Consider the following 25238-nt stretch of genomic DNA (forward strand, 5'->3'; position numbering starts at 1 on the left):
CCAAAGGTTCCGATACATTTTGCGACAGAATGGTCTTGGCGTTGCCAATTTTTTGAGACAACTCGCGCCTAATGACAGACCGGTACGGGTCTGCTTTTTCCAAAGGGGTATAGTGTGCGTCGATCTGCTGGGCTGACGGTATTTCTGTTGATGGGCGCGTCGCCTGCTGCCCTGATGGCGCAGACGATGGATAGTGAAGCGGCCGCGCAGGATGAAGGCGAAGAGATCATCGTCACCGGCCAGCCGCAGCGCGGGGCGGTGGTTGGCAACGTCAAGCCCGAACAACAGCTGTCCGCCGCCGACGTCCGGGCGCTGGGCGTCACCTCCATCTCGGAAATGATCACCGAGCTATCGGCGCAGACAAACGGTACGCCTGTGGTACTGCTCAACGGCAAGCGGATTTCCAGCTTTTCCGAGATTCAGGACATCCCGTCCGAAGCGGTGGCGCGCGTCGATATCCTGCCTGAAGAGGTGGCGCTGTCCTATGGCTATGCACCGACGCAGAAGGTGGTCAACATCGTGCTGCGCCAGCGTTTTCGTGCCGAACTAGCGGATCTGCGCGGCGGGACGACCACCGATGGCGGGCGGGAAAATGGCTCGGTCGAAGCGGGACTGCTACGCATCCGGGGCGACAATCGCTTCACCCTGAACCTCAAATATGGGAATGCGGCTTCGCTGCTGGAGAGCGAGCGGGATATCGACCGCCCGGCGAGTGGCCCGGCGCTCATCGATCTCACCCGCTTCCGCACGCTCAGCCCGGCAACGGAAAGTGTTTCGGCCAACGCGACCTATGCGCGCGCGCTTGGCAAGGTGTCCATGACGGTCAATGGCCGTGTGGAATTGTCGGACAATGATACACTTCAGGGGCTCTCGGTCGCCGCTCTGGCTGCGCCGCTCGGTGACGGTCCGCTCTATCGCGATTTCCTGCGGGAGAACGCACTCGATCAGCAGATCCGTGGTACGACCGGGCATGTGGGCCTGACGTTCAACGGATTGCTGGGCAAGGGCTGGCAATGGTCCTTCACCGGCAATGGCGATGTGTCCGACACCCGCACGCGGACGGAACGATCGGCGTCCACGGATAGGACCAGCGCACGGTCGCAGGCCGTTATAGGTGATCTGTTGCTGTCCGGTCCGCTGTTCGACCTGCCTGCGGGCACCGTCACCAGCTCGGTCCGGGTGGGTGCATCAGCCAACGGTTTTGAAGGCTGGTCGATCCGCAACGGCGTCGAGCGGGACAATGATTATGACCGGCAGATCGCCAGCGGCCAGATCAGCCTGGACGTGCCGATCACCAGCAAGGCCCGCGGCGTGCTGGGCGCGGTGGGCGACATTGGCGTCAACCTGAATGCGGCCACACAGGAGCTTTCCGATTTTGGTACGCTCTCCACCCTTGGCTATGGCCTGCGGTGGCGACCGGTTCCGGCGGTGCAGTTGCTTGTGTCGGCGAACCAGGATCGCGCGGCGCCGACCGGCAATCAGATCACCGATCCAGAGGTCAGGACCGAGAATATTCCGGTGTTCGATTATCGCACCGGCGAGACTGTGTTCGTGACGCGGGTCACGGGCGGCAATGCGCTGCTCCGTGAAAGCGTACGCGACCAGTTCCGGGTGAGCGCGACGGTGAAACCCTTCGAAAAGCCAAACCTGACGCTAACCGCCACCTACCTCAACAGCCGGACGGCCAACCCGATCGCCGCGTTCCCCGAACCTACCCCGGCGCTCGAGGCGGCCTTTGCAGACCGGTTCATCCGCGACGCAGATCAGCGGCTGACCGAGATCAGGGCTTTCCCCGTCAATTATCTGCGGTCGCAAAGCGAGCAGCTGCGCTGGGGCTTCGATCTGTCCTTCCCTCTGAAATCGCGTATCCAGAAGCTCGCCGAAGCATGGCGCGCCGCAGGAGCCAAGCCGGAAGATCGGCCTAAGGAACTGCAGGCGATGCGCGGTCTGTTCGGCAATCGCGGCAGGCGTGGTGGCAGGCAGGGTGAAGGCCAGGGCGGCCCGGAAGGCGCATCTCCGCCGCCAGGCCACGATAGCGGCGATCAGCCGCGCAGCGAAGGCGGCATGGGCGGGCCACGCGGTGGCGGGCGGCCCGGTGGCGGCTTTGGCGGAGGGCACCGCGGAGGGAATGGGCGGCTCAGCTTCAGCCTCTATCACACATGGCATTTCACGGAGAGCATCCTAATCGCGCCTGATGTGCCGGAACTCGACCTGCTGAATGGCGACGCGACCGGATCGTCGGGAGGACAGCCGCGGCATGAGATCAAAGCCCGCATCGGCTATACCAACAACGGTCTGGGCGCACGGCTCAGCGTTGATTGGGAGAGCGGCACGCATGTGGATGGCGCGCTGGGAGGAACCTCTCGCCTGAATTTCGGCAGCCTGGCGACGGCAAATCTGCGCCTCTTCGCGAATCTGGGCCAAATGCCGTCGCTGGTGAAGGACCATCCCTTCCTGCGCGGGACGCGTGTGTCGATCGGCATCGACAACATCTTCAACAAGCGGCGAGAAGTGACCGACGCCACTGGCGCGACGCCGCTGCGCTATCAGCAGGGCTATCTGGATCCGCTGGGGCGGACGATCAGCATTTCGTTCCGGAAGTTGTTCTTTTGACCTTTGGCAAAGGGAACCATGTGATTCATCAGGCCGGGGCCGGACGATTGCATGGTCCTTGTCAGTTCCGGCACGAAGGGATTTCAGTTCGCTTCAGGAAGCCAACGACCGAGGCGCCGCGCTTGCGCTGGTGATGTCGATCGCAACGGTGAATTCCACGCCCATGCGATCGTCGCGCGACCAGCGCACCACCGCATCGGCGCGCAGGCTCTCGTTGAACTCGACCGCCAGTTGCGTCCCTTCTGGCACATGCCACAGTCCTTCGATCAGCGCGCCGGTCGCGGAAATATTGCGAATACGACCGGTGTAGACATGGGCATCATGATGCACCGCAATCGTCCGCAGCATGGTCTTTCGCTCTGGACGACTCGACTGAAAGCCTTCGACCAAGGCTAGGGTGCCGTGACTTTCCTGGCGCCTCAGCACTTCGCCCGCTTCGAGCGGGCGGCCGTAGACATAGCCCTGAATATGGCTGCACCCAAGTTCGCGGATCAACGCCAGTTCGTCCTGCGTTTCAGCGCCCTCCGCCGTGGTGTCCATGCCCAACGCCTCGGCCAGACTGACGATCGCCCTGATGATCGCGCTGTTGCGGCTGCCGTTGATCACAGCGCCGCGCACGAAGCTCTGATCGATCTTGATCTTGTCGAACGGAGCCTTTTTCAGATAGCCGAGCGAAGAATAGCCAGTGCCGAAATCGTCGAGCGCCAGGCGCACGCCAATGCCCTTGAGCCGGGCGAACATCGAGTCCGTGCCCTCGTCATCGTTCAGGAACACGCTTTCGGTGATCTCCAGCTCCAGCCGCCCGGGCGCGAGCTGGGCTGCGGCCAGTGCATTCATGACCGTAGCGGGAAGGCCCGGATTAGCGAACTGGATCGGAGAAACATTGACTGCAACGCGAATCTCATCCGCCCACATCGCCGCATCCCGGCAGGCAGTACGAAGCACCCAGTCGCCGATCGGCCCGATCAGGCCAGTCTCCTCCGCGATTGGTATGAACACGGTGGGGGATATGGCGCCCCGTACCGGATGGTTCCAGCGCAGCAGCGCCTCAAAGCCCGTGATCCGTTCCGTCCCGGACGACACGACAGGTTGATAGACCAGATGCAATCCATCGCCGGCGAGCGCGTGGCGTAAATCCTCTTCCAACCGCCTGCGATCTTCGGCGTCCGCGTGCATCTCCGCCGAATAGAAGCGATGAACACCGCGTCCATCACCCTTGGCGGCGTAGAGGGCAAGGTCCGCGTTGCGAATCAGCGCGTCAGCGGTATCGCCGTCATGTGGGCAGGAAGAAATGCCGATGGATACACCGATGACCACCGCAGTCCCCTCGACCGTGTAAGGCTGGCCAACCGAACTAATGACCGTCTGCGCCAGTTGAGCCAGTGCGGTGCGGTCATGTCGCCCAGGCAGCAGAATCTTGAATTCGTCGCCGCCCTGCCGCCCGACCAGCCCGCGTTCACCCACCACGCGCTGGAGGCGCTGGCTCACCTGCCGCAGCAATGCATCTCCGGCGGGATGGCCCAGCGTATCGTTGACAGATTTGAAGCGATCAAGGTCGAGCATCATCAGCGCGCAATCGCCCGTCCGCCCTTGCGATCCGGCGACCGCATCCTCCAGCGACCGCAGCATCTGCACCCGATTGGCAAGGCCGGTGAGGGAGTCGAACTGGGCCAGCCGCTTTACCTCAGCCTGGCTGCGGCGCATCTCGGTAAGGTCGGTTCCGCTGCCCCGGAAGCCATGGAACTGTCCATATTCATTGAATACCGGCTGACCGGACATCGACCACCAGCGTTCATCCCGCGTCGCGGCAGCGCGAACATGAATATCCGAAAAACCGGTTCGCGCCGAAAGATGAAAACCCAGCGTGCGCTCACCTCCGCCTTGCCGGTGGTCGCCCGCGCAGATGATGTCCGTGATCGGCCGTCCGACCATCTCCCCATCGGCGATGTCCAGCGTTCCCACCAGTGTTTCGGAAATATAGCTGAGACAGCCCTGACGATCGGTTTCCCAAAACCACCCCTGGCCCGACTGTTCATATTCCTGAAGAAGCCGATCGGCCCGCTGGGCACGCAGATCCTGTTGATGGCGTTGGATTGCACGGTCGAGGTCCGAATGCGCTTGCCGCATCGCGGCGATCAGCATGACGACGATACAACTGAGCAGCAGGCCGATCTGGGCAAAGCCAGCGCCCTGGATGATGGATACGATGAGCGTGCCCAGCAAATAGCTGACGCCCAGCAGCCGCCGGTCCCCGAAGATCGAAGCGGCGAGCAGCGCCACCGCGACCTCAGCTGCCAGCGAAAGGGATAGCGGGCCAGCAAATTGAGCCGGCCCCATCAGCAGACTGAAGGCCATGCCCGACAGCAGGACCGTCGGCAGCATGAGCCATTTCTGAATATGGGGTCGCTGATTCTGAAAATTTTCGCCTCTGGGGACGAAGATCAGCACGCCATCGACCAGCAGCATGAAGGCGAAGATGAGAACATGCATGATGCTGCGAAAATCGAACAGCGATACATGCAGCAGGGTAAGCGTACATAGCTTGCCCAGAAGAACCAGCGGCCATAGCCTGGCGATATGAGTGAAGGCTTCCGATATCCAGAAGGCCGACACTTCCGTCCCGCTTTCGGCCAAGCCAAGCGCGATTGCAAGATTGCCCCGCCGGAACAACGTATCGTTCAATTTGATGCGCGACGGGGCCATGACCTATGCGTAACGCACAGAAGTTGAAAGAAACTTACCCGAATTGCCCACCCGGGAGGAGGCACGACAAGTGTGGCCGTCCCTCGCCGTGACGTCAGATTCCAGCTTGAGGGAACGGTCTCTGCTTTCCCCTCATAGCCTTCGACCCACGCCCCGCCTAGACGCGCATCGGCATCAGGACATAGAGCGCCGGGCTGCGGTCATTTTCCCGAATCAGCGTCGGCGCGGCGGCGTCTGCAAGGTGCAGTTCGACGGTCTCGCTGTCGATCTGGCCCAGGATGTCGAGCAGATATCGGGCGTTGAAGCCGATGTCGAACCCCTCGCCCTGAAATGCACCCGGCACCTCTTCGGCCGCCGTGCCATTTTCGGGACTGGTAACTGACAGGGTGATCTTGTCGCGGTCCAGCGTCATCTTCACGGCGCGTGTCTTTTCCGTCGCGATTGTCGCCACGCGATCGACACCCTCTTCAAAGCTACGCGGATCGATCTTGAGCAGCTTATCATTGGCGGTCGGGATGACGCGGCTATAATCAGGGAAAGTGCCGTCGATCAGCTTGCTGGTGAGGATCGCGCTACCCAGGCCGAAGCGAATCTTGCTGGCGGAAAGCGTAATGGCGACCGATCCATCGACTTCGTCGAGCAGCTTGCGCAATTCGCCGATACATTTGCGAGGTATGATGATCCCCGGCATGCCCTCGGCGCCATCAGGACGCGGCACCGTGACGCGCGCGAGGCGGTGACCGTCGGTCGCGGCCGCCTTCAGCACGGGCTGGCCTTCATCCGAAACATGGAAATAGATGCCGTTGAGGTAGTAGCGCGTTTCTTCGGTCGAGATGGCGAAGCGCGTCTTGTCTATGATCTGCTTCAATGTCTCGGCTGGCAGTTCAAAGCTGGTCGGCAGATCGCCTTCTGCGATAACCGGGAAGTCGTCGCGCGGCAGGGTCGACAGGTTGAAACGCGCCCGGCCTGCCTGAATCAGCATCTTGCCTTCCGCCGCCTGAAGCGAGACCTGGCTGCCCTCCGGCAGCTTGCGGGCGATGTCGAACAATGTGTGAGCGGAGATGGTGGTTGCACCGGGCTGTTCCACCTGCGCCGACACGCTTTCGACGACCTGGAGGTCAAGGTCGGTCGCCATGAGCTTGATCGCGCCGTCGGCCGACGCCTCTATCAGCACGTTCGACAGGATGGGTATGGTATTGCGCCGCTCAACCACCGACTGGACGTGGCTCAGGCTCTTCAGGAGCGTTGCGCGTTCGATGGTGGCCTTCATGTCCCTGTTTGTCCGTTTCTTTTCTGCGCAATGCCCGGAGACGGTCGAATCCGGGCGACAATGATGGATGATCCTTCATAGCCACTGTTGCGGCGGCGGCAAGCGCCTGCTGATCGTTTCGCACTCCCAAGGGTTGCAAAAGGGGACATGATGCGCTTTGCCACGGTGGATGAGACGCGCCCTGGCCCTGATGCTGCTGATCGCCACGCCTGCAGCGGCACGGGATTCCCTTGGCATGTTCGAGGCTTGGGGCGCCTTTCGCGATCCGGCCACGCCGCGCTGCTACGCCATTTCAAAACCGGTAGGCCGCCGAGGGACAGGCTTTGCATCAGTAGGAAGCTGGCCTCGCCAGCGCATACGCGGGCAGGTGCATTTCCGTCTGAGCCGCGTCCGCGCCGAGGATGCGCCAGTGATCCTGAACGTGGGAGAGCGCCGCTTCACCCTCGTTGCCGGTCAGACTGACGCCTGGGCAGCTGATCCCCGGGCGGATGCCGCCATCATCGCCGCCATACGGTCTGCCAGCAGCATGAGCGTGCAAGCAACGGGCGCAAATAGACGCGCCTTCGCGGATACCTATATATTGCGGGGCGCGGCGACGGCGATCGATGCGGCGGCGCTGGGATGCGCGCGCCTGCGTTGACGCGCCAAAGCAGCCGCGAAGGCGGCAACGGCATCACTTTATAAACCACGCGAAATCAGCTATGGGCCGCGCATGCAATCATCCGCCAACCCGCTTATGCCGATTCCCGGCGCTATCGATCCTGTGCCAGTCCCGCGCGCCGTGACGCCTCGTGAGGATGGGCGCGTGGACCTGATGGGCCTTTCGCGCCCTCAGATAAAGAGCGCGCTGGAGGAAGCGGGGCTTGATCAGAAGCAGGCGAAGTTGCGCTCCAAGCAACTGTTCCATTGGCTCTATCATCGCGGCGAAACAGATTTCGACGCGATGACCGACCTTGCCAAGCCGATGCGCGCATGGATGGCGGAACGCTTCGTCGTTGGCCGCCCGGAAGTGGTGGAGGCGCAGGTGTCGATTGACGGTACGCGCAAATGGCTGCTGCGATCCGACGACGGGCAGGATTATGAAATGGTGTTCATTCCCGATGCCGATCGGGGGACCCTGTGCGTGTCGAGCCAGGTGGGTTGCACCCTGAACTGCCGTTTCTGCCATACCGGCACAATGCGGCTCGTGCGCAACCTGACGCCCGGCGAGATCGTCGGGCAGGTGATGCTGGCACGTGATGCTCTGGGCGAGTGGCCCAAGGGCAGCATGGCGTCCGCCAATGACGACGAAACGGACGACACGCCTCAATATACGGCCGACGGGCGGATGCTGACCAACATCGTCATGATGGGCATGGGCGAGCCGCTCTATAATTTCGACCATGTGCGGGACGCGCTCAAGGTCGTCATGGATGGCGACGGACTGGCGTTGTCCAAGCGGCGCATCACCCTTTCAACCTCCGGCGTTGTGCCGATGATGGCGCGCGCGGGCGCGGAGATCGGCGTAAATCTCGCGGTATCGTTGCACGCCGTGACCAAGGATGTGCGTGACGAGCTGGTGCCGTTGAACAAGAAATACGGGATAGAGCAGCTTTTGCAGGCCTGCGCCGACTATCCCAACGCGAACAATGCGCGGCGCATCACGTTCGAATATGTGATGATCAAGGACAAGAATGACAGCGACGAGGATGCGCGCGAGCTGGTGCGGCTTCTTCGCCACTACAGATTGCCCGCGAAGGTAAATCTGATCCCATTCAACCCCTGGCCGGGCACTGACTATCAATGTTCGACGCCCGAACGGATCAAGCGCTTTTCCGAGATTGTGTTCGAAGGTGGAATTTCCGCGCCGGTACGCACCCCGCGGGGCCGCGACATCATGGCTGCGTGCGGACAACTCAAGTCTGCTTCCGAGAAAAAGAGCCGCGCGGAACTGGACCGGCTGGCGGCGGAAAAGCAGGCAGCGCTGGGATAAAGGGCGGGGGAGATTTCAGCGGGGCGAACCCGGCTTACTGATCTCCTCTTCGCCACGTTCATTTTCCCGTGGCTTAAGTGGCGCCATGATCCAGAAGGTCAGAAGCGTAAAGCCGGTCAGAACGACCGCGACGTCATATTTGTTCAGCCCGGCTGCCAAACCGATTGCGCCGGTAATCCAGAGGCTGGCGGCGGTGGCCGTGCCCTTGACCGAATGCCGTTGCTGCAGGATCGCGCCGCCACCCAGGAAACCGATGCCAGCGATGACGCCCTCCAGCACGCGGGCAAGCGCCGACGCATCCTGCGCCATCGTTGACTCCACGGCCTGCACGAAGCCGCAGCTCGCCACGGCGACCAGCGGAAAGGTCCGCAAGCCTGCACTGCGCTCCGCCTGCTCCCTGTTCCAGCCGATCGGTAGCGCCAGACAATAGGCGATAGCTATCGGAACAAGGTGCGGCAGCACGGAAAATGTCTCGATCATGAGCGTCAAACGCGCGACGGTGAATTCGGATGCGGAACGAATGCGCTAGAGCATGATCCGAGCCAGCAGGTGATGCCACCTGCGTCGAAAATGCTTTAGTCGCGATCAGGCTCCTCCAAAAAGCGAGGGATGAGCGGCAACAGTTCACGGGCCAGGAAGCCGATAGAGCCGACCGTCTGCGCGAGCATCCGTCCCGCCCTTCCGTGGACCCAGCTTCCCCATGCAGCGGCACGCATTGGGTCCGAGCCGCGCGCCGCGAGTCCGCCCACGATTCCCGCGAGCACGTCCCCCGAACCCCCAGTCGCCAAACCGACGCAGCCGCCCTCGTGCAGCAGGCAAGTGCCATCCGGGCCTGCGATGACGCTGCGGTCGCCCTTCAGGATCACGCTGGCTCGAAAGTCACTCGCCACGCGCAGCGCGATGGCGGCCGGATCGTGGGCAATCGCCTCGGCACTCAGGCCTGTAAGAATGGCCATCTCACCATGATGCGGCGTCAGGATGACATCCCCGTCATGATCGGCGATCAGGGATCCCAGTTCCCGTCCCGATGTCAGCGCGGCCGCGTCCAGGACGATACTTACCTCCGGTCCCGTGGTAGCCAGGATCGCTGCCACAAATTCGTCAGTCTGTGCGCTTATATTCATGCCCGGACCAAGGACCAGCGCATCGCACCGCGCGAGTTGGGACGTCAGCAGGCCGGCCGCTCCTGCGGCAATTTCGCCATCATCCTGCGCGGGGAGCGCGATCATCGCAGCTTCCGGCACCAGCACGCCAAGCGACATGGCCGCCGATCGCACCGTGGCCATCTGAAGCTTACCAGCGCCTGCCCGCAGCGCGGCTTCCCCCGTCAGGCGCAAGGCGCCCGGTACGAATTCCGCCCCGCCGACGACGAGCACCCGGCCACGGCTGTTCTTGTCCGAATCGCTGTCGATTGCGGGCAGGGGATGAGCGCGCAGCCATGCCGCATCGAGCACAGTGGGCATCATCCCCGCGCGCCCGCAATGGCGTCGGGTTCACGAGTAACCTCGGTCGCCTCTTCTTCCATCGGCGCGGTCACATTGTAACGCCGCAGCACCAGACCCCCGCGGTGACCGAGTGAAGGATCATAGACATAGTCGGTGATCGCGCAATTTGCGACGTCTCCTGCCCGGTCTATCGCCAATATCTCCGTCTCGTTCAGCGATTCTATGATGTAGCGCAGACACAGCACGACAACCTGATGCGTGAAGATCATCACTCGCCGCCCGGCATAGTGCAGCGATATAGTGTCCATGACGGAACGGAGCCGCAGGATGACGTCACACCAACTCTCTCCGCCAGGCGATCGGTGATAGAATTTACCCAGCATCCGCCGGAACTCATATTGTTCAGGTTCAAGATTGCGGATGCCCGACGTAGTCAGGCCGTCCAAAATTCCAAATTCCTTTTCGCGCAGCCGCTCATCGAAGCAAATCGGTTCATCGACGATCGCGCCGCCGGCATTGCGAAAAATCTGCGCTGTCTGGAAAGCGCGAAGATAGGGGGAGGACAGCAGGATTTCAGGGCGGTTGTCCTCTGTCTCATCGGCAAACCAATGGCCCAGCGCCCGCGCCTGATCGCGACCGAGCTCGCTTAGCGGTACATCGGCATCGCGCACGGACAGCGCAATCCTGTCCGCCTGAGTCTCAGTAGCGATATCGCGCGCGACATTGCCAGCACTCTGACCATGGCGGACTATAATGAGCTGGCTTGGCCAATGAAGGGACGCCACGCGATCTCCTGCCTTTCATGCTGAAAATACCGAAGCATGAAGAACGGTCGCGTTGCTGCTTTGATCCCGACGACAAGCCCCTCATCATGAGGATGTGCCTTGGAAATGGTGACCCCTACGGGAATCGAACCCGTGTTTCAGCCGTGGAAGCCTTTTCCTGTTTGTTTTCAATGCCGCTTCCCCCAAATCGCGACCATATAGGCCCACGGTTTTCCGCGACTTTCGGAGGGGTGGGGGAACTGCCGACCATATTCCCGGCGCCGGGAATATGGTCAGGAATTGAGCGTTCGCACGATGACGCCATAGCGTTCGCTGGTGAGCGCCGCACCCAAGAGCGCCAGTCCGCCCCACACGGCAAGGACCAGCATACCGGCAAAAATAAGGTTCGCTTTCATGCCCTTGATTATCTCCTGATGCCCGACGCCGGGAGAAATGAACATTTTGACTCAATCGCTTCAGATTGATTCAGCCGTTCGATGACCGTCAGATCAGCTTGAACAGTTGGAGAATGAGCCCAGCGATCTTGCCCGCTGTGGTCGACTTGAAATCATTGAACACGGACTGGACCAGCGCGCGGCCGATATCCTCGATCTCGGCGATCGCGACCTCCAATCCCTTGCCGGTGAGGAAGTCCGCCACCAGCGGCAGCGTGTTCGCCAGCACCGCCTCGAACTTGTCAGCGCCGGTCAGGCTCTTCGACGAAATCGCCTCGATATTATTGGCGACGGCCGCGCCGATCTCCGTCTGCTTCAGCGCCAGCACCGCCTTCGCGGTTTCGCTGGGCACGATGTTGAGCGCGATTTCGGCGGCGGCTTTCAGATCCTTGAACTGACTGTTCGGAATGATACGAAGCCCAAATATCTTCATGGGACTATCTCCTGTTGCACCACGGGTGTCAGCCGCGGATGTCCTTCCAGACGGCGGCTGCGATGAGCACCAAGACCCCGACCGCAGTCGCAAGGCCGAGGAAGAAGCCGCCGGCAGCGGCGCCGAGGACGCCGCTCACGGCATCCCCTCGATCATGTGGCGAACCATGGTCTCCGCCTGAGTGTAGTCGAACAGGTTGGTGCCAATAGGCTCGTGGCGGCACGGTTCACTGAGACCTAACATTGCCATCACATTGGGGCTGTCATTGTATTCGGCTTTGAAGCTGATCCCCGCGTCGGGGTTGAAATTTTCAGGCAACCGCCACGCGAGGAAGCGATTTACCATGTGCTTGATTTGATCGTCGGTCATTCGTCATTCTCCCAGGTGCAGCCGTGGAAGATCAGCAGCGTCGCCAGCATGATCTGCAGCGGGTTCATTGCGCGCCATCCTGCGGGTAGCGAGGGCGGAAGGACGCGGCGAGCGTGATAAGACCGCCCGTAACGGTGCCCAGCCCGAACGCCTCAATCTTGCCGACGAGCTGCGGCACGAAATAGGTTGCAGTGAAGGACGCCGCCAGCACGACGACCAGCGTGATGAGCGTGGCGATGAAGCCGATAATGGCGTGGCGCTGGTTCATTTCCACCCTCCCGCGACAAGCGCATTCTGAAATTTCAAGGCATATCCGGCCACTAGCTCGGCTCGGTCCGACCCGTTGATGATGCGCCGGCAGTCGCGGAACTCCTCGTCGGTGCCGAGGCCGGCGCCGAGATAGGTTGCCAGCGACTTGCCGGTGAACCAGCCCTTCGCCATGCCGCGCACAAGGATCTTCACCGCAATGTCGGGATCGAGCGCCAGGGCGTAATCCTTCGCCAGCTTGCCTTTCAACTTCAGCTCGTCGTCGGCGCGCTGATAGTTCGCCGCCCAGGTCAGCTGCACCAGGCCGCGGCCATAGGGTGCCTTGCCCGTCTCATCGACCTTGCCATAGGGACGGCCCTTGCCCTTGCCCCATTCCTCGATCGGCTTCAGCCGCGCCTCGTGCCACGCCGTCGCCAGACCATAGGCCAGCCAGGCAACGCCCCAACCCTCCGCGGCGGCCAGCAGGCGGTTGACGATGTCGACCTGCTGGCTGTCGAGCGGACCCGTGATTTTGCGAACGCCCACGAAAAAGGCCCCCGCGTTGCTCAACGCTACCATCACGCACCCCCTTTCTTAGACGCGACCCATTCCAGTGCCCGCGCCCCTGCCGTGTCGATGAAGCGCGGCCCCAGATAGGCGATGGTGCTGATGATCCCGGCCGTCACCGGCCCGGAAAACTGCCAATAGGCGCCGATACCATAGCCGATCATTCCCATGCCGATGGCGATCAGCACCTCGAAGGGCAGCTCGCGCCCGAAAAAGCGCCGGCGGCCCTCCTGCACTTCCTTGCTGTGAAACATCAGGCGGCCCAAAATGCCAGGAATGATCCACCAGCCGTTATTGGCTGCGGATTCCACCACTTCCTTCATGTCCAAATCTTTGCCCCCCGGCTTCATGTGACGTGACGATCATCGAGGCGGTCGCCCGCTTCCGAATGGCTAGAATGAGCCGTGCTGCAGCACCCGGCGGCGCGCCGGCTTAACCGGCGAGCTTATGACCTGGAGGGTGGCCTTGGACACCTTTACCAAGTCCAGATACGGGCCGCTCACCACCTGCAGGGTAGCCTTTGAAATGGTGACAAATCCGAGAGAAGGACCGGACACCACCTGAAGCGTGGCTTTCGATATGATGACTTTCTCGGAGGGCGGACTGGAGGCCACTTGCAAGGTGGCCTTGGAAATCGAGATCGTCATGCGACGGCCTCAATCCCCCACTCCAGCCCGGCCGCGTTGGCGTCCGTTGAGGTCCATGCGGCCGAGGTGGACGGATTGGTGGCCCACACATATTGATAGGCGGCAAAGCCGGTGGTGAGCGTAATGTCCGGGCTATAGTACCGGGTGCCGCCGATCTTGAGATAGAATTTCATCTTTTGCGGGCCGGAGGCATCGCGCTTGGCCCGCGCCGCCACGCCCACGCCCCGAACCAAGGAGAGGGTGCTGGTCCGCGCCGGACTGGTGAAGCTGTTGCGATCCCCGGCCGCGCCAAAGGTGATGACGTCCGCGTCATTGATGACCGCCTCATCAACGTCCGTATAAGCGCCGGTTCCGGTGGCATCCCCGCCCGCGCCGGTGGGCGCTTCCGTCTCCACATAGCAGCCGACCAAGGAGAGGTTGGCATTATCGACCGCGATCTCGCTGAAATAGCCCGCGAGGTTGTTGTCCGGCGTGCCCCATACCAGCGTCTTGACGTTGACGGTGGCGGTTCCAATGGAACCGGACGCAACGATGGTGCCATTGGTGAGCACGATGCAGGACGTGCCGCTGGCTCCGGTTTTCAGATAGATGGCATAGGATGTCTGGCCGCTGGTGATGGTCCAAGATGAGCCGACCGTCACCCACGCGGAGCCGTTCCAATATTGCGCGAAAAAAACGCCGGGACTGTTGGTATAAATCTGAAAGACATTGTTGCCGGAGCTGTCTTTCACCCGGAGCAAATAGGCGTTCTGGTCATTATCCCATGCGCCGGAATAGGCGAGGCCATGTATCCAGCACTCCGTCAAGGCCGTGTCGAGCGTGGCGGTGATGAGCGCGGTGCCGTCCGGGCTACCGATGGAGGCGCGGCTGTTGGACGTGCGGCGGGCCGCCGTGGTGGCGGTGTCCTCCGCCGCCGTCCCGGCAATATCAAGGCCGGACGCCTCCGAGGCTGCAAAAACAATGCTCATGTCAAATCCCCCGTCATGGTCCAGATATTCGTCCCGACCTTTTTGAGCTGGCAAACGGCATATTGGCCGTTGCTGGTGTAGAGCGATCCCCGGCTATGGATGGTGACGCCCGCGCCGGGCGAAACTGTCACCGCGCCCGCGCCGTTCTGTTCAAAGGTGAGCACGGAACCGGCGGGCCAACTCACGGACGCCTCCGGCGGAATGGTGAACGTCACCGGGGATGCGTTGGTGAAAAGGATATAGCCCCCGGCATCGGCGCGGACGGCGGTGTATGTGGTGCCGGATTGTGTGGTGGGGCCCGAGGCGGCGCCAGGGCCAAAGGGGTTCCAGCTTGTTCCGTCATAGATGATCGAAACCTGCTCGTCGGCCACATAGGCGGTGAGACCAGCCCAGGGGGCAAGCTTTATCCAGCCGGTGTTTTGATAAAAGGTCAGCTTGCCGGTGTGCGCCGCCCAATCGCCGGTCGGGCTGGCCGGGATGAGATAGGCGTCCGATTGCGCCGGCGAGCCCGGCGGTGTGGCCGTGGCGCGGCTCTTGATAATGAAATGCCCCGCACCCTGGATCAGGTAACGGAGCATTTCATTGACGGTCACTTCGGGAACGTCCTGGCCTTCCGTCAATTCGGTATAGCCAAAGCGTGGTGCGGTGCTCATGTAGATCCTTTCAGAACGTCCCAACCGTTGCGAAGCCACGGCCCGCAAGATCACTCAGCTGGTAGGTAGCCAGGGCCAGTTCGCCCAATTCCAGCTCGGCGCCGAAATCGGCCACCTGCTGAGCAGCGGTATAGGTCGCGCTCGGCGATGTGATCGAAATGACCCGCTTTTCATCCGCGCCGTCCAGAACGACCAGTTCGTAAGCCTCTGTTGCTTCGCCCAAGGGGATAGCGCCCCCACCCGTCCAGGCGCCGCCCAGGCGCGTCCGGCGCACCCATGTGATCGTCCAGTCTCCTGTCACCACATCCTTGGTGGCGTGGAGATGGCACGGCGCGTAGGGCTTATGGGTTCGGCCGTCATAGGTGAAGGTGATGGGTGTCGCATTGTCCAGCACATCGACCGATCCCAACGCCTTGAAATAGAGCGTCCTGGCAATGTCCGACGCCCCGCGGGTCATCTTCAGCGTACTGTCAGGAAGGATGAAGCATTCCCCCGCGGCGTGCAGGTCGGTGGCCCATTCCGTGCCGCGGCGACCCCGCTTGAACCCGGTCAATGTATAGGAGCCATCGCTTTCCAGCGTCGCCGTGGTGAACTGGACCTGCTCGCCGCTCTCGAAGATGAGGCGGTTGAGCGTCGGATCGGCATTCGCCTCCGCCTCCGTGATGGAGGAGAGCGTGCTGCCGGGCACCATGACATTGACGCCCGCGCCCCGGTCCCAAAGCGAGCATGTCTCCACATCATTCAGGGCCGCCGTGCAATAGCCCCAGGTCGCCGGGAAATAGGACGGGACGTTCGCGACCTCCGCATCATAGTTCACCCCGTCGCGCGCCTCATAGAAGGCAGCGCCCAGCCACGCCCCCTCGGCCGCCGGTCCAGCGCCGATCGTGAGGAAAGGCGAAACCGCATCGTCGGCATCGACCACATAGGTTGTGTCGATGATGAAGGCCCGCGTCGGCATCGGCACCAGCAGGACTTCCGCGACATGGCCGCTCGCGATCTGGCCGGTGCTGGTGGACAATGTAGCCACCAGCGGATCGTCCCGCTTCATCTCGATCTGGACCGCGCCGCGCTTCTCGATCGTCATCGCCTTCACCCGGCCGCGCTTGGCGATTCCGTCGAAGTCGAGGTCATAGACATCGCCAGGCTCGATCTTGAGCATCTGCGACGTCACCACGAATTTGTAGCCTTCCCGGCTATACCAGCGGCGGCGCAGCCAGCGTTCCGTCAGCTGCTGGGCGTCGTCGGGCATCAGGGCGAGCGTGGTGAGGTTGAGCGACAGCTCCCGAACGCTGTCCGTCACGTCGAGCGGGATCTGGTCGGCCGCATTATTGGGCTGCTGGTCGGCGGTGAGGTCTGAATAGTTGACGCTCACCCGGCGCGGCAGGTCCGTGTCCAGCTCGCGGGGCATGTCATAGCGTGCCCGCGGCCCGCTGTCGGTAACGAAATCCTCGACGTCCATCGAGCCAAGGCTGGCGCGACCGAGCTTGATGAACTCCAGCCCGAAATCATGCGGGCGCACGATGCTGTCATGGACGTCCAGCAACGGCTCCAGAATGTCCCGGCCGCTCCCTTGCGTCCAGCTGTAGTTGACACGTTGGGTCAGTTCCGATGCATCGACGTCGGCCAGGTCGAGCCCGCACCGTTCCGACACGTCCATGATGACGGCCTCCAGCGTCGTGCCCGGATCGCCGGGCCGATCGAGATAACGGATCGTCAGCGTGGCGTCATATTGCGGCCAGCAGAGAAGCGCATGAAGATTGCTGCTGTAGAGAATGCCGTCCGCATCCTCGAATTTCCAGTCCAGCCCGTTAACCGTACGAATGACGGAAAGATCAGAAAGGCTCACTTCCGAATAGTTGAGCCAGATCGACGAAGAGCCGGGCGCGAGGTTCCCCCACTGCTTGGCGGAGCTATAGACGTCGCCGCCCATTGCCACAGTATCCACGATGGACAATGTCTCATCATCGATCTTGATGAGATAATCGTGCCCCCAATGCACCACGAAATGCCCGTCATAATGGGCAAAGGAGGTCGCGCCGCCGTTGTAGAAGGTGCCGGTGTTGAGGTGTGCAAATCCAGGCGTGGTGCGGCCGCTAATGTTGGAAATGCGGAGCAGATAGAGGTCATCCCAACTATCGAAGAATCCCGCAATGCTCCCCGAAACCCACACATCGCCATAGCTGTCAACGCAACAGGCCCGAACGGTCCAGGCAGAGAGGTCGCCAAAATCGGTCGTGAAAAACTCCGCCAAACCCGCCATGCCGAAGGTGTAAAAGCGCGTGATGAAGGCTTGCCCGAAGGTGACAAGCAGGTCCGATCCGTCCGGTAGTTGCACCACCCGGAGGCCATCCTGGTAAAGCACCGACTGCGATCCGGTGAAAACGCCGTCCACCGAATAGAAGCGGATGCCGCCATCCCCCAGGAGAGCCGCGGCCCCCGTGGAGAACATGCCGGCTTCGCCAACGCCTATTCCTGCTGCTGGGGCTGTACGGAGCCGGGTCCGGGACGGAAGGTGCCAAAGCTCAATCCGATCATTTCCGAACCATGCGAGCTTTGTTCCATCCGCGCTTATGCAAGTGTTCCATAGACGGTTATTCCCAACCGTTACCGGGAAGCTCTCATAGGGATAGCCGTGGCTTTCCTCGCGCTGCGCCTCGACGCTGATCTGCGGGATGCGATTCCCGAACTTCTCCAGCGGGATTTCCTCGAAGACGATATAGGCGACGCCCTTGTAATGCGGGCAGGAATTCGCGCCGTGCTTGCTTTCGACGTCGGCGAGCATTCGGGGATCGGCTTCCTGATCCTCCGTGCCGAGATAGATGCGGAGATGCTCGGTCAGCTGGATATTGGTGGTGCGCGTCCCCTTGCCCTTGTTGGTGGTGGAGGTCGTGCCGATGTTGAACACTTGGATCGGGCCCGGCCCGGTGATGTCATAGACCAGATGCTTGTCGAACCAGATGCGCGTCACCCGGTCGATCTCATGATCCGCGACCACGACCGCCCAGCTCCCGAAATAGCTATATTCGGTATGCTTGCCGCCCTTGGTCTTGCTCTTACGCTTCACCTCGCGGATCGGCTCCGCCCAGATGATCGGCACGGCAGAAAAGCGGCGCGTGCCGTAGAAGTAATTGAGCGGGGTGCCATAGTCGGCAACCGTGACGTCCAGGCTGTCGAGGCGCGGCCCCTCGATCTTGTTCGTCATCTGCAGCGCCATCTGGCCGGCGGTCAGCGCCGCCGTGACGGCAAGGGAGACTGGATCAATCGACATTATGCGTCCGCCATGCCCAGCTGCTGTCGATCGCCGCGCACCAGATGGCGCCCATCGGCACTTCGACCACGCATTTCGGGCCTTTTCCGTAAGTGTGGATCATCCGTCCCGGTTCGGTCAGGATGGCGAGATGCTGGGCCTTGCCGCCCACGCGCAGCAACAGGACGTCACCGGGCCGCGCCTCCTCGGCCTGGTCGAACAGCGCGGCGAGGCCCTGGCGCAGATAGGCGGCATCGATGCTGCGGTGATAGGCCGTCGCCCGCGCGAAGACGCTCTCCGCCTCGGTCAGCCCCAGCGCCCGCGCCACCCCGGCGACCAGCCCTTTGCAATCGCAGCCAACGCCCTTGACCGACGCCTCCCAATGGAAGGGCGTTCCGATCCAGGACCGCGCTTCCGCGACGATGGCGTCACGCACCGGCAGACCCCGGCACCGGCACCTTCAGCACCTGGTCGGAACCCGGCACCTCGAAGAAGGCGCGGGCGTTGGCGATGTTGTCCCGCTCCATGCAGCCCGCTCGCGTCTTTGGACAGCCGCGCGACAGGGTGACGGTATCGCCGACCTGCGGCGCCGTGGGCAGCGGCTCCATCAGGGTGATCGCGCCGGCAGCGGTCCAGTCGAAGATGCGGACGGGCTTGATCCCGACCATCTCGCCCAGGGTGAAGACCAGCTTGCCGGCATTGAAATAGTCGTTCGCGAAGCTACCGGCGAAGCTGATCTGGAACCGCATGGCGTCCGTCACCACGCCGATCGCGCCGTCCACCGTCTCCACCGCGCGTCCGCAGCGCGCGTCGCCATGATCGGCGCTGCACAGGTTGGAGATCACACGGCCGATGACCTGGTTGTATCGGTCGATCTGGCTGCGGATGCCGAAGGTGAACTTGCCGCCCTCCATCCGCGCTTCCGCGACATTGCCCGCGAGCTGGGCGATCTCCCCGTCCGCTGGCGTGCTCCAGTTGATCTCGAACAGGCGGGCGCGGGCGCGATCATAGCGACCGCCCATGACGGCGATGCGCGTGACGATCTCGCCCAGCGGTCCGGTCGACTCGAAATTGTCGACGTCGAAGCCTTCGCTCAGAGCCACGTCGCTGCCGAACATGCCCACCGCCGGCGAATAGCTGGCCGACCCGTCACCCAGGTCATAGTCGATCGAACGATTATGATCGGTGAAGGCCATGACGGTGCCATCGGTAAGGTCGAGCCGCAGCATCCGGCAGCGGGTGTGTGTGCGGCCCGCAAGCATGATATTCATGCCGCTGCTGAGCGTGCGGCTCACTCGCGCACCTCTTTCAGCGTGATCGTCTCTATATGCTCATAGTCGGCGGAATAGCCGAGGGTCTGGAGCGGCCCGTCAAACCGGACGGGGATATCGAATTCACCCGTGACGCTGACCGCGACGCCGATCGCGGGGGCGCTGGAGAAGGTCAGCACGCCCGTCGCATAGTTGATGGAATAGCCCGATAGCTGCTGGACGCCGTTCTTATAGACCAGCAGGGAAGAGACAGGCCGGGTGATGTTCCGACTTTGCGTGACGCCATCAACGGTCCAGCTTTGCTTGAGCTGGAACGCGGTTGCGACGCCGTTGCCGGTGCCGATAACCTCGGCCGTTAGTTGATAGTCCGCCCAGTCCCGGAACCGGAAGCTATGGAGATTCCCGCGCGCCGCCTTGAACATGGCGACCACGGCCAGATAGATGGAATCGTCGCGCGCCGAGGTCGGGAAGCTGATGTCGAATTCGCGCAAGGACTGCGAGGCGCGGGCATTGCGGACTTCCCATCCGCCATCGGTGGTGACGATCTCGATATCCTCGACATCGCGGCGAATAGCGCCGATCTCCACCTCGTGCGGCAGATGCTCATTAATGAAAGCCATCAGTAGCCCCTCTTGGACGTCAGGGCGATCTTGTTCCGGAGGACAGCTGCGGCCTGGTTCGCTGTTTCCCGCGCCTCGCGGGCGTTGGTCACACCGGGGAAGACCATCGATCCGATGCTGATGCCGGCGCCACCCGATCGCGCCGCCAGCTGGGTCGCATCGTTGCTGTGGATGTAACCGGAACGCTGCGCGGTGAAGAGTTCCGGCCCATGCTCGCCAACCAGATAGGTGCGGCCCGAAGACACGGGACCGCCCAACGCCCGCGCGCCACCGAAGATGCTGCCGAACAGACTTTTCAGGGCGCTGCCGAGAAAACTGCCGAGCCCGCCTTCACCGAAAATTGATACTTCCAGCTGTCGGAGCGAGTCGGTGATTGCATGATCGAGCACGCGCGAGAGACCGTCGCGCAACGCATCGCCCAGCGAGGCCCGGCCCGTCAGGAAATCGCGCAGCCCGCCCATGATGCTGTCACCCAGGGAGTTGCCGAAGCTCTCCAGCGCCTGCTGCGCCTTCGTCGCTGCAGGCTGCAGATTGACGAGGACAGGAACAATATCGCCCAGCGCTGCCTTGGTGCGCTGCAGAACGTCAACATCACCCGTCAGCGCCAGTTCATTCTGCCGGTCGGCCAGCTGGCCGGTGAGCTTGTCCCGCGCCTTGCCATATACTGACGGGTCGAGATTGCCCTTGGCCTGATCGAGCAGCGCCAGATCACTCAGCAGAGACTGGATCTCCGCCTGTTCGGGGAACAGCCGGTCGAGCAGCCCGGAAATGTTCGACGCCATGTCCTTGAACGCCTTGGCGCCGGCGCTGGTCGCCTTGTTGATCGGCTGCACCATGACCTTATCGAGCCGGGCCATCTCGGCGCCGATGTCGTCGACCAGGTCGGGCACATAGCTATGACCGACAACCACGTCCCACAGCCATTTGAACTTGTCGGCGACCGACTGGATGCCAGCCTTCACGGTGTTCCAGATGGCGCTCAGCTTGTCGCCGATCCACGTCTTCACCCCATTATAGAGGTTGCGCAGCACCGGCTCGATTTTGTCCCAGTTCTTCCAGGCCAGATAGACGGCCGCGACCGCCGCGGCCACGGCAGCAAGGGGCACCAGGATCGGCGCCAGCGCAACCAGCACCGCGCCGATCGCCGGGATGACGCCCGTCGTAATGATGGTGACGAACGTGCCGAACGCCGCAGCCACCGGGCCGAGCACTGGCAGGATCGCGCCGAGGCCCGTCACGAGGCTGCCGATGCCGATCAGCACCGGGCCCAGGGCCGCAGCAGCCGCGCCGACGATCAGCACCCATTTCTGGGTTTCGGGCGAAAGGCCGTTGAAGGCGTCCAGCACGCTCACGAGCGCGTCCGCCAGAACCGGGATGATGGGCAGCAGCTTTTCGCCGATGGCGTCACCGGCCTGGCCGAGCTTGACCATGACCTCGCGCATCGGGTCAGCCTTTGCCGCGGCCTCGGCAGCGCCGCCGAACTGGCGGTTGAGTTCGCCCAGGATGATCGCCTGCGCGCCGGCGACGTTGCCGGCCTCCTGCATGGTCTTGATCTGCTCTTTCTGCTGCTCCGTGAACTGGATGCCGACACGGGAAAGGGCGGTGAGGCCCTTGATTGGATCGTTGAGCGCCTTGCCGACCATCAGCGTCGCGCCCTGCAGATCGCCTTCCATGCGGGAGGCGAGATCGACCGCCGCCTGCTGCGCCTTCTTGAAATTGTCGCCGGCGACATTGCCGAAGGTCAGCAGGTTGGCCGTCGACTTCTTCAGGATCTCGTCGGCATCGAACAGGCTCTTGAGTTCCAGGCCATCCGCGAACTTCGACAACTCGGCGCTGGACAGACCCGCGGTGTTCCCCATCGATGCGATAGCCGCGTCAACCTGCGCCATCGCCGCCTGCTGCGCCTTGAAGCCCTGGACGGACGCCGCAGCGAAGGCCGCCAGCGGCGCCGACACTGCGAGCGACAGCTTGGCGCCCATATCCTTGATGCCGTCGCCCGACTTCTGCAGCGACTTCTGCGCCGCCTTCATGCGCTTTTCGGCGTCGCCAACCCCCTCTTCGAAGGCGAGGCTGTCGAAGCCGAGCACATATTTCAGATAGCCAAGGACGACGCCCTGACCCTGTTTCGTTGCCATGCCGATTCCTCGAAGATGATGAGCTGCTTAGGGCGCCGCCGCCCCGCCTTTGTCCTGGCGATCCTTGAACCGCCGCAGCATCGACAGCACCGCCGACGCACCCTTCCGATTGGAGCGCGCAGCCTCGCCGATGTAATCCTGCGGGGACGCCTTGAACCGTTTGCCCTGCCGCGCCATCGCTTCGATCTGGTGCGCCAGGGTGATGATCCGCTCCTGATGGCCACGGGCGCGGCCTGCGAGGATAGTGCGGTAGGAGCGGAAGGTCTGGCGCCAGAAGGATTCCGGGTCCAGACCTTCAGCGGCCCAGTTGGTTAGGGCTTCGTCCCAGTCCCAGCGCCCGCCTCGCCCTTTCCCTCCGCACTCGCATCGGGCTTGGGCATGGCGCCCTGCAGGGCCTTGGCGATGGCCTCGCCCACCTGTTCGCCGGCAGACATCAGGTTGATGGCGGCTGCGAGCGTGATGCTGGGCTGGTGTGCCTTCAGCGCGCCGTAGAGGATCGCGCCGAGATGCTTGATCCGGGGCTTGCGGAGCACCTTGCCGCTATCGAGGTCGATCACCGGCGTGATTGCCTTCAGCAGGTCGTCCACCGCCATGTCGGCGGCATCCTCGGCCTCCGCCAGGGCCGCGAAGTCGATGACCAGCCTGTAGATGCGGCCATCGACCTCGAACGACGCCTCGCCCCGATGGATATTCGCCATCAGGCCGGTTCCTCATAGGCTTCAATGGCTTCGATCGTCATCACGCGGAAGGTCGCGGTCGCCTCGATCACATCCTCGCCGACCTCGCCGCGGTCATAATTGATGCACTTGGCCGTGAGCGAGATCTGGGCGACAGGCACGCCGTCTTCCGGGATGACGACCAGCATCGCGCGGGTGTCGCCGGCAACACGCGCCGCCTCCAGCAGCGTGTCGGTGGTGGACAGCGGGCGGCTGTTCAGCACCACGTCGAAGTCGCTGTCCTCATAGAAGGTGCTGAGATATTCGCGGCGCCAGTTCGGCGATTTGAGGTGCGTCTTCTCGACCTGCTCCCGCGCGCCGCCGCCGGGGATCTTGTAATTCTTGACCTGCGTCAGCTCATAGAGAGCGGTGCCGTTGTGCAGCCACACCTCTCCCATATAGCCAGTGCTGGCGTCCTGCGTTTCCGCCATCTTAGTCTCCTACGTGCCAGATGAACAAATCCACCGACTGCCGGTGGACGAATGCGCCGCCAGCGGCGGTTTCCCCCAGATCGCGCTGCCCATCGATGCGCGCGTTCCCGAATTTCTTGCCCTCGATCGTCGTCGGCGGCTGCAGCGTGGCGATCGCCGCGCGTGCCAGGGCGAGCGCCTGCGCGAAGCTGGCGGCCCAGCAGTCCAGCTGCACCCGCGTTCCCCGCGCGCCGTCCAGCCCCTTCAGGTGCTGCGGCCGCGGGTCGGAGATGACCTGCAGCGTGATGGCGGGCAGCGCGGCGCCCTGCGGCCGCTCCAGCCACGACACGCGCGTGCCGACGATCGCCGCGACGCCGCTGTCCGCCAGCAGCCGCGCCCGCAGGCCAGCATGAAAATCCATGGTCTATCCCTTGCCAGCCTTCTTCGCCGAGCGGATTACGGTCTTGTCGACCTCGCGCTTCAGCGCCTCGCCAAAGCTCTCCAGCATGACGTCCTGCTTCGCCTCCTTCGCCGGACGGGCGAAGGGCTCCGCAACCATGTCGCTGTTGCCGAACTCCAGCTGGATCGACGCGATGTCCGCCGCGGTGACATTGACCTGCGGCCGACCACGCCGCGCCTTTTCCTTGCCGACAGCAATACTGTCGCGCGTGGCGCCACTCAGCACCGACACCCGGTTCTGCATTTCCAGCGCCAGGATCTCGGCGGGAAACAGCAGCGATCGGCGGCCCACCCCCTGCGCCGCCGATCGTTTCATGTCATTGAGCTGGCGCGCCGCCTCGCGGAAGCCGGTCAGCCGCGACGTGCCGCGCGCCATCACTCGGCGACCCGAACGGCGGTGACTTCCATCCCGCGATTGTAGGTCAGCGACGGCACCGCCGAGCGAATGTCCCAGGTGCCGTTGAACAGGATGCGGTCCCGCACGCTGAGCGCGGCCGTCTTGGCGGTACGCAACACGTAGAAGGTCGCCGATTCCGATCCGGCCTGCTGCGCCGCCTCGCGCCGCTCATCAGCTGCGCCAAAGGCGACCTCCGCCAGGGCCGGACAATAATCTGCCCAGCTATCGACCGCCGCGCCATAGTCGTCGGTAGTCGGCGTGTTCCGCTGAAACATCACCTGATGTTTCCGGCGGCTTGGCACATAGGGCGACTGCGCCATGCTCAGCGCCAGACCCGATGATTGAAGGTCAGGCGGTCGATCGTTTCGGCAAACGCCGGATCGTTCACCTCCCGATTGGCAAACCGCTGCGCCACGGAATACCGCACCGCATCCTTGAGCGCCCCAGGCACAGCGTCGTCGGCATAGCCGGCAACGGCCGTTACGCTGATGAGCGATCCCGACTGGATCGAGGGCCAGGCCGCGCCAGGCACGAGAACGACCGCAGGCCGCAGACCAAACAGACGCGCCTGATAGACGCTGCCGGACAGCGTCTGCATTACGCCATCTGGGTCGAGATAGGTGATGCCATCCACCGTTTGCAGCGGCGCAGTGGGCAGCTGCGCCAGATCGGCCCAGCTGCCGGTTCGCATCACGACCGTCTGCGTGCAAATCCGCAGCCCCGTCGTATCTTCGATATGCCCGCGCGCACCCTCGATATAGCTTTCGAGCAGATCGTCGAAGTCATCTTCCAGGACGCCGCATTGCCGCTTGGCGTCGTCGAGATCGATCGGCTCGCTTCCCGGCGCAGCCTCAACCGTTGTTTCCAGCCAGGCCATC

Annotated in this window: 29 protein-coding genes; 3 read left to right on the top strand and 26 right to left on the bottom strand. The window is 62.8% G+C overall.

The window, feature by feature from the left end; all coding sequences use genetic code 11:
- Positions 1-114 precede the first annotated feature (114 nt).
- Entirely contained in the window at positions 115-2613 is a 2499-nt protein-coding gene (locus K663_RS14700) for a TonB-dependent receptor (protein WP_062119120.1), read from the top strand.
- Between the two features lie 93 nt (positions 2614-2706).
- Here the strand turns inward: K663_RS14700 and K663_RS14705 are convergent, their stop codons facing one another.
- Positions 2707-5316, bottom strand: coding sequence for an EAL domain-containing protein (locus tag K663_RS14705; protein WP_062119123.1), 2610 nt, complete (start codon positions 5314-5316; stop codon positions 2707-2709).
- A 157-nt stretch (positions 5317-5473) separates the two neighbouring features.
- Entirely contained in the window at positions 5474-6586 is a 1113-nt protein-coding gene (gene dnaN / locus K663_RS14710) for a DNA polymerase III subunit beta (RefSeq protein ID WP_062119127.1), read from the bottom strand.
- A gap of 169 nt (positions 6587-6755) precedes the next feature.
- On the opposite strand from dnaN, the gene K663_RS14715 reads away from it, so the two are divergent.
- Together K663_RS14715 and rlmN are read left to right on the top strand one after the other, a co-directional pair.
- Positions 6756-7226, top strand: a complete 471-nt coding sequence (locus tag K663_RS14715) for a hypothetical protein (RefSeq protein WP_062119130.1) — start codon at positions 6756-6758, stop codon at positions 7224-7226.
- A 72-nt stretch (positions 7227-7298) separates the two neighbouring features.
- Positions 7299-8558 (top strand): 23S rRNA (adenine(2503)-C(2))-methyltransferase RlmN, encoded by a 1260-nt coding sequence (rlmN, locus tag K663_RS14720; RefSeq protein WP_062119133.1) that lies wholly within the window; start codon positions 7299-7301, stop codon positions 8556-8558.
- Between the two features lie 15 nt (positions 8559-8573).
- Here rlmN and K663_RS14725 read toward each other — a convergent pair whose 3' ends face one another.
- The 24 genes from K663_RS14725 to K663_RS14830 all read right to left on the bottom strand — a co-directional run bounded on the left by K663_RS14725 (position 8574) and on the right by K663_RS14830 (position 25237).
- Positions 8574-9038 (bottom strand): MgtC/SapB family protein, encoded by a 465-nt coding sequence (locus K663_RS14725; protein WP_062119135.1) that lies wholly within the window; start codon positions 9036-9038, stop codon positions 8574-8576.
- A 95-nt stretch (positions 9039-9133) separates the two neighbouring features.
- Positions 9134-10024, bottom strand: coding sequence for an NAD(P)H-hydrate dehydratase (locus K663_RS14730; RefSeq protein ID WP_062119138.1), 891 nt, complete (start codon positions 10022-10024; stop codon positions 9134-9136).
- On the bottom strand, positions 10021-10788 hold the full coding sequence (locus tag K663_RS14735; RefSeq protein ID WP_062119141.1) for a histidine phosphatase family protein: 768 nt from the start codon (positions 10786-10788) through the stop codon (positions 10021-10023). Before K663_RS14735 ends, K663_RS14730 begins: the two co-directional genes overlap by 4 nt.
- 272 nt (positions 10789-11060) lie before the next feature.
- Positions 11061-11228, bottom strand: coding sequence for a hypothetical protein (locus K663_RS24915; RefSeq protein ID WP_235589458.1), 168 nt, complete (start codon positions 11226-11228; stop codon positions 11061-11063).
- 43 nt (positions 11229-11271) lie between these two features.
- Positions 11272-11655 carry a hypothetical protein gene (locus tag K663_RS14740; RefSeq protein WP_062119144.1) on the bottom strand — a complete coding sequence of 128 codons (384 nt, stop codon included), beginning with the start codon at positions 11653-11655 and terminating at the stop codon, positions 11272-11274.
- Between the two features lie 135 nt (positions 11656-11790).
- Positions 11791-12024: a hypothetical protein gene (locus K663_RS14745; protein WP_062119148.1), complete on the bottom strand. Its 234-nt coding sequence runs from the start codon at positions 12022-12024 to the stop codon at positions 11791-11793.
- 64 nt (positions 12025-12088) lie between these two features.
- Positions 12089-12292, bottom strand: a complete 204-nt coding sequence (locus K663_RS14750; protein WP_062119151.1) for a hypothetical protein — start codon at positions 12290-12292, stop codon at positions 12089-12091.
- Positions 12289-12849 (bottom strand): hypothetical protein, encoded by a 561-nt coding sequence (locus K663_RS14755; RefSeq protein WP_063619043.1) that lies wholly within the window; start codon positions 12847-12849, stop codon positions 12289-12291. The genes K663_RS14750 and K663_RS14755 overlap by 4 nt, the downstream gene beginning before the upstream one ends.
- Entirely contained in the window at positions 12849-13160 is a 312-nt protein-coding gene (locus K663_RS14760; RefSeq protein WP_158511188.1) for a phage holin family protein, read from the bottom strand. The genes K663_RS14755 and K663_RS14760 overlap by 1 nt, the downstream gene beginning before the upstream one ends.
- Positions 13161-13229: 69 nt before the next feature.
- Positions 13230-13484, bottom strand: coding sequence for a hypothetical protein (locus tag K663_RS14765; protein ID WP_062119157.1), 255 nt, complete (start codon positions 13482-13484; stop codon positions 13230-13232).
- On the bottom strand, positions 13481-14452 hold the full coding sequence (locus K663_RS14770; protein WP_062119160.1) for a hypothetical protein: 972 nt from the start codon (positions 14450-14452) through the stop codon (positions 13481-13483). Before K663_RS14770 ends, K663_RS14765 begins: the two co-directional genes overlap by 4 nt.
- Positions 14449-15105, bottom strand: coding sequence for a DUF2793 domain-containing protein (locus K663_RS14775; protein ID WP_062119163.1), 657 nt, complete (start codon positions 15103-15105; stop codon positions 14449-14451). The genes K663_RS14770 and K663_RS14775 overlap by 4 nt, the downstream gene beginning before the upstream one ends.
- A gap of 10 nt (positions 15106-15115) precedes the next feature.
- Positions 15116-18373: a phage tail protein gene (locus K663_RS14780; protein WP_062119166.1), complete on the bottom strand. Its 3258-nt coding sequence runs from the start codon at positions 18371-18373 to the stop codon at positions 15116-15118.
- Positions 18363-18788, bottom strand: coding sequence for an NlpC/P60 family protein (locus tag K663_RS14785; protein WP_062119170.1), 426 nt, complete (start codon positions 18786-18788; stop codon positions 18363-18365). Before K663_RS14785 ends, K663_RS14780 begins: the two co-directional genes overlap by 11 nt.
- Positions 18781-19647, bottom strand: a complete 867-nt coding sequence (locus tag K663_RS14790; RefSeq protein ID WP_062119172.1) for a DUF2163 domain-containing protein — start codon at positions 19645-19647, stop codon at positions 18781-18783. Before K663_RS14790 ends, K663_RS14785 begins: the two co-directional genes overlap by 8 nt.
- The gene (locus tag K663_RS14795) at positions 19644-20243 is read right to left on the bottom strand and encodes a DUF2460 domain-containing protein (RefSeq protein ID WP_062119177.1); all 600 of its coding nucleotides are present in this window, start codon (positions 20241-20243) and stop codon (positions 19644-19646) included. Before K663_RS14795 ends, K663_RS14790 begins: the two co-directional genes overlap by 4 nt.
- On the bottom strand, positions 20243-22378 hold the full coding sequence (locus K663_RS14800) for a phage tail length tape measure family protein (RefSeq protein WP_062119179.1): 2136 nt from the start codon (positions 22376-22378) through the stop codon (positions 20243-20245). Before K663_RS14800 ends, K663_RS14795 begins: the two co-directional genes overlap by 1 nt.
- 27 nt (positions 22379-22405) lie before the next feature.
- A complete protein-coding gene (locus tag K663_RS24370) occupies positions 22406-22555 on the bottom strand; it encodes a hypothetical protein (RefSeq protein ID WP_158511189.1) in 150 nt (49 codons plus the stop codon).
- 134 nt (positions 22556-22689) lie between these two features.
- Positions 22690-23076: a hypothetical protein gene (locus K663_RS14805; RefSeq protein WP_062119182.1), complete on the bottom strand. Its 387-nt coding sequence runs from the start codon at positions 23074-23076 to the stop codon at positions 22690-22692.
- Entirely contained in the window at positions 23076-23525 is a 450-nt protein-coding gene (locus K663_RS14810) for a phage tail tube protein (RefSeq protein ID WP_062119185.1), read from the bottom strand. The genes K663_RS14805 and K663_RS14810 overlap by 1 nt, the downstream gene beginning before the upstream one ends.
- Before the next feature lies 1 nt (position 23526).
- Positions 23527-23925, bottom strand: a complete 399-nt coding sequence (gp17, locus tag K663_RS14815) for a tail completion protein gp17 (protein WP_062119188.1) — start codon at positions 23923-23925, stop codon at positions 23527-23529.
- Between the two features lie 3 nt (positions 23926-23928).
- Positions 23929-24339 (bottom strand): hypothetical protein, encoded by a 411-nt coding sequence (locus K663_RS14820; RefSeq protein WP_062119192.1) that lies wholly within the window; start codon positions 24337-24339, stop codon positions 23929-23931.
- Complete coding sequence (locus tag K663_RS14825) at positions 24339-24680, bottom strand: phage head completion protein (RefSeq protein ID WP_062119194.1); 342 nt, start codon at positions 24678-24680, stop codon at positions 24339-24341. The genes K663_RS14820 and K663_RS14825 overlap by 1 nt, the downstream gene beginning before the upstream one ends.
- Positions 24681-24682: 2 nt before the next feature.
- Positions 24683-25237: a head-tail connector protein gene (locus tag K663_RS14830; RefSeq protein ID WP_062119199.1), complete on the bottom strand. Its 555-nt coding sequence runs from the start codon at positions 25235-25237 to the stop codon at positions 24683-24685.
- Position 25238 lies beyond the last annotated feature (1 nt).

Source organism: Sphingobium sp. MI1205 (assembly GCF_001563285.1).
In the GTDB taxonomy this organism is placed as follows: Bacteria; Pseudomonadota; Alphaproteobacteria; order Sphingomonadales; family Sphingomonadaceae; genus Sphingobium.

Coding starts and splice junctions, on each gene's coding strand:
- K663_RS14780 (WP_062119166.1), bottom strand. CDS start 18,373: ATGTCGATTGATCCAGTCTCCCTTGCCGTCACGGCGGCGCTGACCGCC.
- K663_RS14730 (WP_062119138.1), bottom strand. CDS start 10,024: ATGATGCCCACTGTGCTCGATGCGGCATGGCTGCGCGCTCATCCCCTG.
- K663_RS14760 (WP_158511188.1), bottom strand. CDS start 13,160: ATGAAGGAAGTGGTGGAATCCGCAGCCAATAACGGCTGGTGGATCATT.
- K663_RS14810 (WP_062119185.1), bottom strand. CDS start 23,525: ATGGCGGAAACGCAGGACGCCAGCACTGGCTATATGGGAGAGGTGTGG.
- K663_RS14725 (WP_062119135.1), bottom strand. CDS start 9,038: ATGATCGAGACATTTTCCGTGCTGCCGCACCTTGTTCCGATAGCTATC.
- rlmN (WP_062119133.1), top strand. CDS start 7,299: ATGCAATCATCCGCCAACCCGCTTATGCCGATTCCCGGCGCTATCGAT.
- dnaN (WP_062119127.1), bottom strand. CDS start 6,586: ATGAAGGCCACCATCGAACGCGCAACGCTCCTGAAGAGCCTGAGCCAC.
- K663_RS14800 (WP_062119179.1), bottom strand. CDS start 22,378: ATGGCAACGAAACAGGGTCAGGGCGTCGTCCTTGGCTATCTGAAATAT.
- K663_RS24915 (WP_235589458.1), bottom strand. CDS start 11,228: ATGTTCATTTCTCCCGGCGTCGGGCATCAGGAGATAATCAAGGGCATG.
- K663_RS14775 (WP_062119163.1), bottom strand. CDS start 15,105: ATGAGCACCGCACCACGCTTTGGCTATACCGAATTGACGGAAGGCCAG.
- K663_RS24370 (WP_158511189.1), bottom strand. CDS start 22,555: ATGGCGCGGCAGGGCAAACGGTTCAAGGCGTCCCCGCAGGATTACATC.
- K663_RS14705 (WP_062119123.1), bottom strand. CDS start 5,316: ATGGCCCCGTCGCGCATCAAATTGAACGATACGTTGTTCCGGCGGGGC.
- K663_RS14805 (WP_062119182.1), bottom strand. CDS start 23,076: ATGGCGAATATCCATCGGGGCGAGGCGTCGTTCGAGGTCGATGGCCGC.
- K663_RS14765 (WP_062119157.1), bottom strand. CDS start 13,484: ATGACGATCTCGATTTCCAAGGCCACCTTGCAAGTGGCCTCCAGTCCG.
- K663_RS14830 (WP_062119199.1), bottom strand. CDS start 25,237: ATGGCCTGGCTGGAAACAACGGTTGAGGCTGCGCCGGGAAGCGAGCCG.
- K663_RS14755 (WP_063619043.1), bottom strand. CDS start 12,849: ATGGTAGCGTTGAGCAACGCGGGGGCCTTTTTCGTGGGCGTTCGCAAA.
- K663_RS14820 (WP_062119192.1), bottom strand. CDS start 24,339: ATGGCGCGCGGCACGTCGCGGCTGACCGGCTTCCGCGAGGCGGCGCGC.
- K663_RS14715 (WP_062119130.1), top strand. CDS start 6,756: ATGAGACGCGCCCTGGCCCTGATGCTGCTGATCGCCACGCCTGCAGCG.
- gp17 (WP_062119188.1), bottom strand. CDS start 23,925: ATGGATTTTCATGCTGGCCTGCGGGCGCGGCTGCTGGCGGACAGCGGC.
- K663_RS14740 (WP_062119144.1), bottom strand. CDS start 11,655: ATGAAGATATTTGGGCTTCGTATCATTCCGAACAGTCAGTTCAAGGAT.
- K663_RS14770 (WP_062119160.1), bottom strand. CDS start 14,452: ATGAGCATTGTTTTTGCAGCCTCGGAGGCGTCCGGCCTTGATATTGCC.
- K663_RS14745 (WP_062119148.1), bottom strand. CDS start 12,024: ATGACCGACGATCAAATCAAGCACATGGTAAATCGCTTCCTCGCGTGG.
- K663_RS14825 (WP_062119194.1), bottom strand. CDS start 24,680: ATGGCGCAGTCGCCCTATGTGCCAAGCCGCCGGAAACATCAGGTGATG.
- K663_RS14750 (WP_062119151.1), bottom strand. CDS start 12,292: ATGAACCAGCGCCACGCCATTATCGGCTTCATCGCCACGCTCATCACG.
- K663_RS14795 (WP_062119177.1), bottom strand. CDS start 20,243: ATGGCTTTCATTAATGAGCATCTGCCGCACGAGGTGGAGATCGGCGCT.